Origin of the sequence: Chryseobacterium sp. SIMBA_029 (genome assembly GCF_046535275.1) — a bacterium.
In the GTDB taxonomy this organism is placed as follows: Bacteria; Bacteroidota; Bacteroidia; order Flavobacteriales; family Weeksellaceae; genus Chryseobacterium.
This window is the reverse complement of the sequence record NZ_JAWRXA010000376.1, coordinates 1-268: the sequence shown is the minus strand read 5'-3', so window position 1 is coordinate 268 and position 268 is coordinate 1. Positions and strand designations below refer to the sequence as shown.

General features: G+C 39.6%; 1 pseudogene. It reads left to right on the top strand.

Features of this window, described 5'->3' with window-relative positions:
- A pseudogene (locus SB679_RS24510) lies at positions 1–268 on the top strand (hypothetical protein); the annotation flags it as partial.

Below are 268 nucleotides of genomic sequence, written 5' to 3'. Positions count from 1 at the left end.
CCAGGTTATGCGAACGTCGGTATGGGTATCACTTATAGGCCTAATGATGATCTGACGGTGACTATGCGTCCTACCAACGCCAGATGGACTTTTGTAATGGATAAAGAACTTCAATTTGCTGGAAGTTATGGTTTGAAAAATGACGGAGATTCTTCACTATTACAGTTCGGTTTCTTGGGAACTGCCATATATAAGCTAAAAATAATGGAAGATATTTATTTGACAAATACGGCTTCGGTCTTTTCCAATTATCTGGATCGTCCGGATA